Annotated in this window: 9 protein-coding genes; 4 read left to right on the top strand and 5 right to left on the bottom strand. The window is 46.7% G+C overall.

The features are described from left to right. Positions 1–105 precede the first annotated feature (105 nt). The gene (locus DWV53_RS00485) at positions 106–1,299 is read left to right on the top strand and encodes a peptidoglycan DD-metalloendopeptidase family protein (RefSeq protein ID WP_118150886.1); all 1,194 of its coding nucleotides are present in this window, start codon (positions 106–108) and stop codon (positions 1,297–1,299) included. A gap of 210 nt (positions 1,300–1,509) precedes the next feature. Here DWV53_RS00485 and DWV53_RS00480 read toward each other — a convergent pair whose 3' ends face one another. Together DWV53_RS00480 and DWV53_RS00475 are read right to left on the bottom strand one after the other, a co-directional pair. Beyond that, positions 1,510–1,710, bottom strand: a complete 201-nt coding sequence (locus DWV53_RS00480; protein ID WP_006848784.1) for a hypothetical protein — start codon at positions 1,708–1,710, stop codon at positions 1,510–1,512. A gap of 20 nt (positions 1,711–1,730) precedes the next feature. Beyond that, positions 1,731–2,915: a phosphoribosylaminoimidazolecarboxamide formyltransferase gene (locus tag DWV53_RS00475; protein ID WP_006848783.1), complete on the bottom strand. Its 1,185-nt coding sequence runs from the start codon at positions 2,913–2,915 to the stop codon at positions 1,731–1,733. A 212-nt stretch (positions 2,916–3,127) separates the two neighbouring features. Between DWV53_RS00475 and DWV53_RS00470 the strand changes: the two genes are divergently transcribed. Then, positions 3,128–3,352, top strand: coding sequence for a hypothetical protein (locus tag DWV53_RS00470; RefSeq protein ID WP_022122172.1), 225 nt, complete (start codon positions 3,128–3,130; stop codon positions 3,350–3,352). A gap of 139 nt (positions 3,353–3,491) precedes the next feature. Here the strand turns inward: DWV53_RS00470 and rplS are convergent, their stop codons facing one another. Further along, on the bottom strand, positions 3,492–3,857 hold the full coding sequence (gene rplS, locus DWV53_RS00465; RefSeq protein WP_117695693.1) for a 50S ribosomal protein L19: 366 nt from the start codon (positions 3,855–3,857) through the stop codon (positions 3,492–3,494). Between the two features lie 268 nt (positions 3,858–4,125). Here rplS and DWV53_RS00460 point away from each other — a divergent pair, with 268 nt between their 5' ends. After that, the gene (locus DWV53_RS00460; RefSeq protein ID WP_418327026.1) at positions 4,126–4,902 is read left to right on the top strand and encodes a 5'-nucleotidase C-terminal domain-containing protein; all 777 of its coding nucleotides are present in this window, start codon (positions 4,126–4,128) and stop codon (positions 4,900–4,902) included. Positions 4,903–4,973: 71 nt separating this feature from the next. Next, the gene (locus tag DWV53_RS00455) at positions 4,974–5,807 is read left to right on the top strand and encodes a bifunctional metallophosphatase/5'-nucleotidase (RefSeq protein ID WP_118150929.1); all 834 of its coding nucleotides are present in this window, start codon (positions 4,974–4,976) and stop codon (positions 5,805–5,807) included. An 88-nt stretch (positions 5,808–5,895) separates the two neighbouring features. Here the strand turns inward: DWV53_RS00455 and DWV53_RS00450 are convergent, their stop codons facing one another. Then, entirely contained in the window at positions 5,896–7,566 is a 1,671-nt protein-coding gene (locus DWV53_RS00450; RefSeq protein ID WP_118150884.1) for a glycoside hydrolase family 43 protein, read from the bottom strand. Positions 7,567–7,773: 207 nt separating this feature from the next. Further along, positions 7,774–11,880 carry a hybrid sensor histidine kinase/response regulator transcription factor gene (locus DWV53_RS00445; protein WP_259318874.1) on the bottom strand — a complete coding sequence of 1,369 codons (4,107 nt, stop codon included), beginning with the start codon at positions 11,878–11,880 and terminating at the stop codon, positions 7,774–7,776. Between the last annotated feature and the right edge of the window lie 128 nt (positions 11,881–12,008).

Below are 12,008 nucleotides of genomic sequence, written 5' to 3'. Positions count from 1 at the left end.
ATTTTTCCTTTTCTGTAAGAACGGAGAGGGAGAAATGGATGTTTTTCAGTTAATAGTTTATAGAATATTTTGAAAATCGGAAAGAAAAAGTAAATAATGAAAAGAATGAAAAAAGGATTGCGGCTATTGGCTGTGGCAGGACTCATGGTGTTCTCGCTGAGCAGCTTTATGCCCGCTAAAAATGTATTCACGGCAGCCGAACAGCAGCAGGTGAGTATTGCAACACCCGGTCTCTTTGCCCAGAGTCAGGCATTTAATGTAGACTTTGAGATATTCCGTGCTAAGGAATATTCCTTCCCGCTTCCTGTGGGCAAAGCAACCCTTCTGAACAATCATGTGTTGCGTATCTCTACCTCTAAAGGCGATGCTGTCAAGGCGATGCTCGAAGGTTATGTGCGACTTTCCAGAAAGTCGGAATCAATGGGTAATGTCATCGTGGTGCGCCACGATTGCGGTCTGGAAACCGTTTATGCCAACAATGCCGAGAACCTGGTTAAGGTAGGACAGCATGTAGATGCCGGACAGACGATTGCCATTGTAGGCTCTAAGGAGGGTGAAACTTATTGTGACTTCTCTATCATGGTGAATGGCGGTAGGTTGAATCCGGAAACTTTCGTAGAGTTGAAATCGCATAAGTTGCGCCGCCAGACCGTGCAGTTCCGCAAGCATGGTGCCCGTGTCATTGCTTCGGTTATCGGTGGCAAGGATTCTTCTGTAGGAAGAAATGCTGAGGCTGACAAGGAGGCATCTGGCAAGAAAAAGGGTGGAATAGGAGATGGAATGACGCTCGACCCTGATGAGGTTCATGATCCGTTTACCATTACCAATACTTTCGAGCTTGATTTGGAGAAGATAGAAAAGACTGCTTGGGCTTACCCTTTGCCGGGTGCCAAGGTAATCAGTCCTTATGGTGGCAAGCGCCGCCATTCGGGTGTGGATCTCAAGACGTGCCCGAATGATGAGATTGTGGCTGCCTTTGACGGTACGGTCGTTGCATCAGGACCTTTCTATGGTTACGGCAACTGCATCCGTATCAGGCATGCTTATGGTTTCGAGACGCTCTACAGCCATCAGAGCAGAAACAAGGTGAAGAAGGGCGATAAGGTAAAGGCTGGTCAGGTAATCGGTTTGACGGGCCGTACCGGTAGGGCTACCACAGAGCACCTCCATTTCGAGGTTAGCTTTGGCGGTAGACGACTGGACCCAGCCATCATTTATGACCACGGCAAGCATCAATTGAAGCCTGTAACCCTTCATCTAACGAAGGGCAGGGGCGTAAAGAGTGTAAAGAACCGATAGCCGTTTTACTCTTCACCTGGAATTTGATGACTGTTTAAGAAGAACAGCCCACTGGCGTCTATGTAGCTAGTGGGCTGTCTTACTTATACCAGTATGCTGTCTTTCGCTTGCCAGTACTCTATTTATGGCTCCCGCTATCAGAAAACAGTTCGCCCGTGCGCTGTTATCATACAGCACACGGGCGAAACATGTATTTATGATAGAGAAGTATTATTTCTTCTTCTGGGATTTACGATTGGCTCTCTGCTGGCGATACTTTGCCTTCTGACGGGCAGAGCCACTACCGTGAGCACCCGTTATGTACTTTTTCTTCTTGGCTTTGGTCTTCACCTTGTCGTCGTCATCCTTCTTAGGACCACCACCGCCTTTGAAGACCATACCGCCCATGATAATATCGTCAATGTCACTCATATACCTTATTATATAAAAAATTAGTGATGGAAGAGGCGAACGTGAGTAAACGCCATGGCGATGCCGTACTTGTCGCAGGTATCAATAACATTATCGTCACGGATACTACCGCCTGCTTCTGCTATGTATTCAACACCACTCTTGTGAGCACGCTCAATATTGTCGCCGAATGGGAAGAAAGCATCACTACCTACAGATACACCCTTGTTCTGTGCAATCCAAGCCTTCTTCTCCTCGCGGGTCAATGGCTCAGGCTTCTCAGTAAAGAACTGCTCCCAAACGCCGTCCTGCAATACATCCTCCCACTCATCAGAGATGTAGACATTGATGGTATTGTCGCGGTCGGCACGACGGATCTTCTCCTTGAAAGGCAAGTTCATCACCTTAGGACACTGGCGCAACCACCACTCATCAGCCTTAGAACCAGCCAGACGGGTACAGTGGATACGGCTCTGCTGACCGGCACCGATACCGATAGCCTGACCATCCTTTACGTAGCATACAGAGTTACTCTGAGTATACTTCAAAGTGATGAGCGAGATAATCAGATCGCGCTTAGCCTCAGGAGTGAAAGTCTTGTTCTTGGTAGGAACATCCTCGAAGAGAGCAGGATCATCAAGCTTCACCTCGTTGCGTCCCTGCTCGAAGGTAACACCGAACACCTGCTTGCGCTCGATAGGAGCTGGCACATAGTCAGGATCAATCTTGATAACGCAGTAGGTACCCTTGCGCTTCTCCTTCAGAACCTCGATAGCCTCAGGAGTATAGCCAGGAGCAATGACACCATCGCTCACCTCACGCTTGATGAGGAGGGCTGTAGCCTCGTCGCATACATCGCTCAGCGCAACAAAGTCGCCATAAGAGCACATGCGGTCAGCGCCACGCGCACGAGCATAGGCACAAGCCAATGGAGAGAGCTCAAACTTGACATCATCAACGAAGTAAATCTTCTTCAATGTGTCGCTCAGAGGCAAGCCGATAGCTGCACCGGCAGGAGAAACGTGTTTGAAACTAGCGGCAGCAGGCATTCCTGTAGCAGCCTTGAGTTCCTTGACCAATTGCCAGGAATTGAAGGCATCCAGGAAGTTGATGTAGCCAGGACGGCCGTTGATCACTTCGATAGGAAGCTCCCTTCCGTCATCCATATAGATGCGAGAAGGTTTCTGATTTGGATTACATCCGTACTTAAGTGCTAATTCTTTCATCTTCTAAGAAATGTATTTTGGAATTTGGCGCAAAGTTACAAAAAATGATTGAGATATTGGACTTCTGTTTCGTAAAAAGCCCTAAAAAACAGCATTTTTATGATATAAAGCATTTTTTTTACCCCAAAACATAAAAAAGTCGGGAAAAATGTACTCTGTTTCATTCTTTTTCAGTACTTTTGCTCCCAGTTAGTAAATATGAGAGGATTGTTATGAAACAGGATTTGAAAGTCCTTGCTGAACACATAGAAAAGAAGGTTGGCAAGGCACATGTTTTCCACAAAATGTGGGATGTTTTGAAAGGGAAGGAGAAGCCTTCCCGCCAGACTTTGGACAAGCTGGCGCTGCTTGCCGGATTCCAGAGTTGGGATGATTTCCAAGGTGCTTTACACGGCACGGAGGATGGGCTCGTGAATTATGATGCGGGCGAAAAATAAAAGAATGGAGCATGGTTGGTTTAGCTGTCAACCATGATTGGTTTGACGTTTTTTGTTAAAATTGTAGATATTAAAAGGGAACCCTGTCGTGAGACAAGATTCCCTTTATTTTTTTTCTGATTAGGTCTCCTAAGAAAAATTATTCTGCACCCTTAGCTACAGTCTTCTTCTCAGCGATACGAGCCTTCTTACCAGTAAGCTTACGCAAGTAATACAACTTAGCGCGACGAACCTTACCACGCTTGTTCACCTCGATAGAATCGATAGCTGGTGACTCGATAGGGAAGATACGCTCAACACCTACAGTACCAGACATCTTGCGAACTGTGAAACGCTTCTTGTCACCATGACCAGAGATCTTGATAACAACACCACGATAGAGCTGGATACGCTCCTTAGTACCCTCGACGATTTTGTAAGCGACTGTGATAGTATCACCTGCCTTGAACTCAGGGAACTTCTTGCCGGTTGCAAATGCTTCTTCAGCAACTTTAATCAAATCCATTTTTTGTATAAAATTAAAAATTGTTTGTCGTTCCAACGCAACATGGACTTGGACAACACTTCTGCCCAGACAACAGCGGTTACGCCGAAAAGCGGGTGCAAAGTTACTACTTTTTCTTGTATCTCGCAAATTTTCAGACACTTTCTTTCTTTTTTCTCGCAGATTTAACTATTTTTCTTTCTGGTCAGCGTCTTTTCCCACAGATTTCACGGATTTCACAGATTTATTTTGTATTTTTGCACTCCAAAACATTAAGATAACAATAAATATGAAGAAAAAGAATGGTATGAAGGTGGCACTTGCATCAACGGTGATGCTGCTGATGGCAAGTCCGGCTTTCGCCCAGAAATACAAGGTGGCGAAGGTGGAGAGAACCCGAATATTGGTTGATCAGAAATGGGATGCACAGCCTGATGCTGAGGCTGCCCGGTTTATTGCTCCTTATAAGAGTAAGGTAGACAGTATCATGGGCCCTGTTGTAGGTCATATTGCTCATGATATGACCCGCCACCGTCCGGAGAGCGAACTCAGTAACTTGCTCTGTGACATCCTGGTATGGGGCGGCAAGCAGTTTGAAGAACAGCCTGTTTTCGCTGTTTACAATATGGGTGGCATCCGTTCTAATCTTGCCAAGGGTAAGGTTACTATAGGCGATGTGAACGATATGGCTCCTTTCGAGAACAAAATCTGTTTCCTGACCCTGAAGGGCGATAAGGTTCTGGAACTCTTCCAGCAGATAGCTCATCGTGGCGGCGAAGGCTTGAGCCATGCTGTTAGAATGGTAATCACCAAGGATGGAAAACTGAAGAGCGTTACGCTGAACGGTGAACCAGTTGATCCGGAGAAAAGTTACCGCGTTGCAACCCTCGATTATCTTGCCGAAGGTAATGACCAACTCGTAGCCTTCAAGAGCGGAACCGATGTCTTTGCTCCTAAGCAGAAAGAGAACAATGTGCGTTACATCATCATGAATTATTTCCGCGAGATGAAGGCACAGGGCAAGGTAGTGGAATCTAAGATTGAAGGCCGCTGCGTGGTAGAATAGTTAATAGTTTATAGTTGATAATTCTGATGAAACATATATTATTATATATAGGTCTGGCTCTGGCATCCTTCATGATGCAGCCGGCAGCCGTTCAGGCTAAAGCTAAGAAAGAGGCAAAGGTGGTAAAGCAACTCGTAGTGCTCCATACCAACGATACGCATTCATGCGTGATGCCCATCAATCCGAATCTCGCAGATACGGCAACTGCCAATCGTGGCGGTTTTCTCCGTAGGGTGGCGATGATCAGTCAGGAACGTAAGGCGAATCCCGACTTGCTGCTCTTTGACAGTGGCGATTTCTCACAGGGTTCACCTTATTACTCTCTCTTCAAGGGAGATGTGGAAGTAGGACTGATGAACGAGATGAAATATGATGCTGCTACCATCGGAAACCATGAGTTTGATTTCGGAATAGACAACATGGTGCGCATCTTCAAGATGGCGAAGTTTCCTATCGTCTGCTCCAACTATGATTTCACCGGTACCGAACTGGCAAATGTCGTAAAGCCTTATACCATTATCAAGCGCAAGGGACTGAAGATTGGCGTTTTCGGCTTGTGTCCGGAACTTGCCGGCTTGGTAACCGAAGCCAACTATGGCTGCATCAAGTATCTCGATCCTATCGCCAAGGCAAAGGAAATGACAGAGATATTGAAGAAGAAAGAGAAGTGTGATGTCATCATCTGCATCTCCCACCTGGGCTGGAAGATAGATGGCATCGACGATTCCGAGGTAGCCCCAGCCACCCGTGACATCGATCTGATACTGGGCGGTCATAGCCATACCTACTTCAAGCAGTTGGAGTATCTGAACAATCTGGATGGCAAACCGGTGCCAATCGACCAGAACGGCAAGAGCGCTATCTGGGTAGGAAAAATGACATTGGATATTGTGAAGAATAAATAAAAGAAGAAGGTTGATACCAGGCAAAACGCGAGGTATCAACCTTTTCTTTAATTATCTATTCCTAAAACGTTAATCTTTTCTCAAATCTTTATTCCTTGTTGGAAGAAGCATAGAGACCGATGCAGGCACCGAGGAAGCCGCCGCTCTTCTGGGTGCTCAGGTTAGAGGCATCCACACCCTTGGCAAGAAGCTGCCAGTTGCCGCCTTCTTCAGCATAATAGAAATCATAATATCTGTCATGACCTTCTACCTTCAGCTTCAGCTTACCTCCCTTGATAGGAGCAGAAGCGATAGTTACGTTGTTCTTCTCGGCACGGGTCAGGGTAATCATCAGCTTGCCCTTCTTCATGGTCTTACCCAATACGAAGTTGTGGTCTTCCTTCTGGAGAAGTGCCAAGCCTGCGATATCCTTGTCGTTGCGAGGAGTAAAGTTGATTTCTGTCTCAGCTGTGAAGGTGCCGTGCTGCTGACGTGCCCAGATGGCAGACATCGGCTCACGCTTGTAGATGTTGCCTGGCAGGAGATTGAACTTCAATTTGCCGTTTTCTACCTTGTAACAGTTAACGAAGTCGCGGAGGAACATCCAGCGTGGATTCAACTCTTTCAGACCCGCCTTATTGTTATCAACTTCGAAGTTATCCACATAAGAGAAGTTGCCTGAGAACTCATTCTTTGCGGCAGGCTTCAAACCAGCCTTCTCTCCAACGGTAGAGATAGGAGTATTCTTGGCAAGAATCTCTGGCCATCCATTCTTCCAGGTTACCGGCAGGAGATAAGTATCGCGACCTGTGTTGTACATATCCTCTTCATAAGGACGGCAAGCCAGGAATACAGCCCACCAGTTACCCTTGCCATCTTCTACGATGTCGGCATGACCAGCACTTGATACTGGGTCCTTGCGGTTAGGGTCGAGACCGGTACGCTGGGTAAGAATAGGGTTGTTAGGGCATTCCTCCCATGGTCCCATCGGATTCTTGGCACGCAGGATAACCTCGCTGTGCCATCCGCCTGTACCACCTTCGGCGCACATCAGATAATAGAACTTGCCCTTCTTGAAGAGGTGAGGACCCTCAATCCAGATAGGACGCGCCTCTACATGGGTTCCGCCACGCAGAATCTCCTTGAAGTCGCCCTTGATGCTGTCGCCCTTCACGTCGAATTCGAAGCAGCGGATAGAACGCTGACCCTCATAGTCGGCACCGCCAACTACCGGACCGTTATGCACGATATATCCCTTTCCGTTGTCATCGAAGAAGAAGCTAGGGTCGATGCCGTCAATCTTCTTCAGATAGATAGGCTCGCTCCAGCCTTTGGAAGGATCTTTTGATTTTACAAAGAAGTTGCCGGCTCCCACATTGGTGGTAATCATATAGAAGGTCTTGTTCTTCTTGTTATAGCTGATGGCTGGTGCGAAGATACCGGCTGATACCTGCTGGCCCTTCAATGGAACCTGTGATGTGCGGTCGAGGACATGACCGGCAGGCTGCCAGTTGACCAGGTCTTTACTGGTTGAGAGAGGCACACCTGGGAAGAAGGTAAACGAAGAGTTTACCAGATAGTAGGTGTCGCCTACGCGACAGAGTGATGGGTCTGGATAGAAACCAGCCAGTACCGGGTTGTAATACTGGTGAGTCTTGTCGATTTCAACATTGAAGCGAGCGTCATTGCCCGCATACTTGAAATAGTCAAACTCAGCTGTCTGCGCCTGTGCAGCGGCTGCAAGCGTCAGGGAAAGCGATAAGATTGCAATTTTCTTCATTTTATTATTGGGTTTAAAATTACAGAATGAGTATCTGAACTCATGGCTGAAACATGTATTCAGAATTCTGCTGCAAAGTTAACGCTTTCCTTTTAAATATACCCCCACAGAATGTTACCAACACTTTGCGAGGCGTATCATAAGCTTCTCTATTTGTAACAAATACTTTATTATGGGAAACATCTGGCCTTTTCTGCAGTGAAAAGGCTAGATTTTCCGGTGGGCCTGCATATAATCGCGAGGCGAAGAGCCATAAAAGTTCTTGAACATGGTGCTGAAGCTGGCTGGGTTGGAAAAACCGCAGCTAAACATGATGTCTGTTATCGTCTTGTTAGAGTGGGTTAGCAACTTTTCGGCATATTGCAGACGGGTATTGCGGATGAAGGCATGTGGTGTCTGGTTGGTCAGCTCCTTCATTCGGCGGTGCAGATGCACACGGCTCAGTCCTACTTCGCGGGCAATCATATCCACACTCAGGTCCTCATTATCCATATTATCATTGATTACCTTCATCACCTGTTCCATCAGCTGGTCTTTTGGCGAAAGGGCTTTTTCAATCGCAATCTGCCTGTCGCTCTGTCTCTCGTTGCCCATAAACTTGTTTTTCAAAGTACGGCGCACGTTGAGCAGGTTGATGATGGTGCGGCGCAGAATGTCCATATTGAACGGCTTCACCACATAGGCATCAGCACCCGACTGCAAACCGGTCAGCTGGTCTTCCTCTCTGCTCATCGCTGTAAGCAGAATCACCGGAATGTGGTTGGTGTTCACATTGTTCTTAATCTTAGTACAGAGCGTATTGCCGTCCATTTCTGGCATCATGATGTCTGAGATAACGAGGCTTGGCTTCTGCTTGATAATCTCCGGCAGCGCCTCCTTTCCGTTGCAGAAGGTAAGGATATTGTAGGTTTCCTGTAGTTGGGTCTTCAGGAAATTACGTATTGCCTCATCGTCTTCTACCACAGCGATGGTGCTCTTTGCCTTGCTCTTGAAATCTTCTTCGGCGTCATTGGCTGTATCGGCAGCATTCTCTTCGTTTCCTTCCTCCATGTTTTCTTCCAGTTCCTTGATGTCTTCAGCAGTCTGTGGCTCCGGTGCATCTATCATTTCTTCCGGTTTCAGATGCTCGTTGCCCAGAGGCAGCGTGATGAGGAACTGGCTTCCTTCCTTCCAGTCGGCTTCATCAAGTGTCTTGTTGTTGGCGGCTGTAATGGTTCCATAGTGCAGTTCCACGAGCGAGCGCGTCAGGTCGAGACCGATTCCCGTACCTACATTCCGGTCATAAGAAGTGGTGGTACTCTGATAGAAGCGCTGGAAAATCGTTTCGAGCTTTTCCTCCTGAATGCCCTTGCCGCTGTCCTTGATGGCGATGCGGACATGATGAGGCGAGTGGGAGAGGGTGATACGGATTCTGCCGCCTGCAGGAGTAAACTTGAAGGCGTTTGACAGGACATTCATCAATACCTTGTCAAAGTTGTCGCGGTCTATCCATACCGGGAGGGCCTCGTCTTCGTGCTCAAAGGTGAATTGGATGCTCTTGGCTATCGCCTGCTGGCAGAAGAGTTTGTATTCATCGCCAATAAAGGCAACCATATCGGTTTCGCTCATGTGCATCACCATCTGTCCCTTGTCAATCTTTCTCAGGTCCATCATCTGGTTAATCAGGTGCAGGATTCGTTCCGAGTTCTTGCGCATCATATCGTAGATGCCCTGTCGGTGAGCGTCTTTGTCTTCCTTTATCAGCGTGAACAGCGGAGTGAGGATAAGGGTCAATGGGGTACGGATTTCGTGGCTGATGTTCATGAAGAACTTCAGTTTTGCTTCGCCCATCTCTTCCGCATGGATATGCTGCTGCAATATGAGCTGGTCTTCCATCTTGCGTTTGCGGTGCCTGATATAGAGCAGACAGAGTCCCAGGAAGGCTAGCAGATAGCAGAGTTTAGCCCAGATACTGGCATACCAGGCTGGGTGGACGATGATGGAGAACTCCTTGACAGGGGTTTCGTATCCGTTGCAGATGGCCTTGACACGGAACTTATAGGTGCCTGCTGGCATGTGTGAGAATGACAGCTCGTTCATGCCAGACTGTATGGTTCGCCAATCCTCACCATTGATGCTGTAGGCGTAACTGATCTGCTCTACATTATTATATGTAAGAGTAGACAGTTGGATGGTGAAGGTGTTGTCTTCATGAGATAAGGAGAACTTGTCGCTGTTATATACCCCTTTATCTGTAATGGTGTAGATGCCCGATTCCATATCCCGGTATACAGGTTTGTTGTCCACAAGAAGTCCTGATATGGTAACTTTTGCCTGCCAAGGATGCTGTTTCACCTTGTCCGTATCAAACCAGTTGATACCGCCTGTTCCGCCCATCACCAGCATCTTTCCTCCCCAGAGTGTGCAGGCTGCTGCATCGCTGAACTCATTACTCTGTAAGCCATTGTCCGAGAAGTACTTGTTGATGGTACCTTTTTCTGTATTTACCTGGTTTAAACCACAGAAAGTTCCTATCCAGATTCTGCCCTTGTAATCTTCTATGATGCTGGCTACGCTGTTGTCTGAAAGTCCAAGTTCTGTGTTGTAAATCTTCGGATGAGCATATCCCTTCTTCGGATCATAGCAGATTGCGCCGTCTTCAGTGCCAAACCATACGCGATTCTTGCTGTCAGAATAAACGCAATGAGAGAAACTGCCCTTGTTCAGACAGTTGACGCCACCGAAAGTGGAAGTCCAGCTGTTTTTTTGCTGGTCATAGCAAGCTAGACCCACAGAAGTGGCTACGAAAACCCGCTTACCATCTTTTGAGATGCTAAGTTTCACGAGGAAATCATTAGGAATACTATTCTTTTTCAGGTTGTTGTCGGCACCATATAGTGCTTTCCATTGCTTGATGCTTCCATCTGGAGAAAGGCGGAAAAGTCCTTCGCCCATGGTGGCAAACCAGACATTTCCCAGTGGGTCTTCCTGGATATCAAAGATGCCCGCCTGGTTTCCAATGCCTAGGCTGAATGGATGGAAAGACCCCCCCGCATCTATAAATCCGATGCCGTCAGTATAGGTTCCTACCCATGTTCTGCCTTTCTTGTCTTTGCAGAGTGCCAGTACCGTGGTGTTGCTTAATAAATGGCTGTTGATGCTACCGGTTTTTATGTCAAAGAGGTAAAGACCATCCTTGTCGGTGCCCACCCAGACTTGATTGCCCTGGTTGGCACACAGACTTGTGATGCTGTTTTCGCCTATCACGTTGCGGTTGCCCAAACGGTAGCCCATATAGTTGAAATCGCATTGAGCCTGCGACTGCATGAATACGCCCTTCTGGAGCATACTCACCCAGATGTTTCCCGTAAAATCTTCTATAATGCTGGTAATCTTGCACTTGGCAAGATTTACTTCACGGCTGAACAGAGGATTATTTTGCAAGAATCCTGTTACAGGATTATACACGAAGATACCCATACCATCGCAACCGATAAACAAGCGCTGGTCGCGGCTGATATAGATGTTGTCAATAGGAAGATTGCCTATGCCGGCTATCTTGGTGAAGATGGTTGAACCTGCCTTGAGAAGGTAAATACCATCATTCTTGGTAGCAAGATAAATGTTGCCCTTGTTGTCTTGCCTGATATCTTTTGCTTCCAGCGTTTCTGCTCCAGGAATCTGTTTGGTCAGTTTCCCTTTCTTGTCGGCACGGTATAGTTTGCCGTTCTCCAGGATAATCCAAAGTCTATCCTGTTTATCTTCCAGAATCTTATGTATGAATTTCAGGTTCTCCACTTCGCCCTTCATAGCATAGCATACTTCTGCATTTTCTTTCTTGAGCATAATTCCATATCCCGATGTAACTACGGCAATATCGTTGTTTTTCAGACGATAAACCTGGGTTACATAGGTGCTGAAAGGCTGGTTCTTGGAGTCGAGCAGCGGAATATTGGCAAAACTCTTTCCATTATATAAAAGGAGAGAGTTGTTTGTACCCAACAGAATATGCCCCTGGATATCTTGTGTAATACAGTTGATGTAATTGCTGCTCAGTCCTCTGTGGTCTTCCTTGGTTTTTCTGATGGTCGTAAAGTTATAGCCATCATAGATATTCAAGCCGTTACGGGTGGCAATCCAAATGAAACCATTTGAATCCTGGAACACCTGAGTGGCAAAGTTGCTCGAAAGCTGGTTGTCTGAATTGAAAAGTTTTCCTCGCTGCGCCATCATGTTCTGCGCAGTGAGACAGAAGATAAACATCAGTAAAAGACCGATGTATCTCATTGTTCTGAGGTTTGATTTCATGGAAATCATCATGATTCTTGGTTTCATTGTTTTTTGGCTTTTTTATATTCGTTTGCAAAAGTACAAAATAAATGGGAGACTCATGCACGGAAATGTATGTTTTTTATAGGAAGATACTAAAAAGACGTTAAAATGTTACATAAAGTAAAGATGAT

The organism is Segatella copri (genome assembly GCF_003465495.1).
In the GTDB taxonomy this organism is placed as follows: domain Bacteria; phylum Bacteroidota; class Bacteroidia; order Bacteroidales; family Bacteroidaceae; genus Prevotella; species Prevotella copri_G.
This window is presented reverse-complemented; position numbering and strand designations above follow the sequence as displayed.

Bases quoted from the DNA above. Each gene is read 5' to 3' on its own strand.
- DWV53_RS00485 (WP_118150886.1), top strand. From the start codon at position 106: ATGAAAAAAGGATTGCGGCTATTGGCTGTGGCAGGACTCATGGTGTTC.
- DWV53_RS00480 (WP_006848784.1), bottom strand. From the start codon at position 1,710: ATGAGTGACATTGACGATATTATCATGGGCGGTATGGTCTTCAAAGGC.
- DWV53_RS00475 (WP_006848783.1), bottom strand. From the start codon at position 2,915: ATGAAAGAATTAGCACTTAAGTACGGATGTAATCCAAATCAGAAACCT.
- DWV53_RS00470 (WP_022122172.1), top strand. From the start codon at position 3,128: ATGAAACAGGATTTGAAAGTCCTTGCTGAACACATAGAAAAGAAGGTT.
- rplS (WP_117695693.1), bottom strand. From the start codon at position 3,857: ATGGATTTGATTAAAGTTGCTGAAGAAGCATTTGCAACCGGCAAGAAG.
- DWV53_RS00460 (WP_418327026.1), top strand. From the start codon at position 4,126: ATGAAGAAAAAGAATGGTATGAAGGTGGCACTTGCATCAACGGTGATG.
- DWV53_RS00455 (WP_118150929.1), top strand. From the start codon at position 4,974: ATGATGCAGCCGGCAGCCGTTCAGGCTAAAGCTAAGAAAGAGGCAAAG.
- DWV53_RS00450 (WP_118150884.1), bottom strand. From the start codon at position 7,566: ATGAAGAAAATTGCAATCTTATCGCTTTCCCTGACGCTTGCAGCCGCT.
- DWV53_RS00445 (WP_259318874.1), bottom strand. From the start codon at position 11,880: ATGAAACCAAGAATCATGATGATTTCCATGAAATCAAACCTCAGAACA.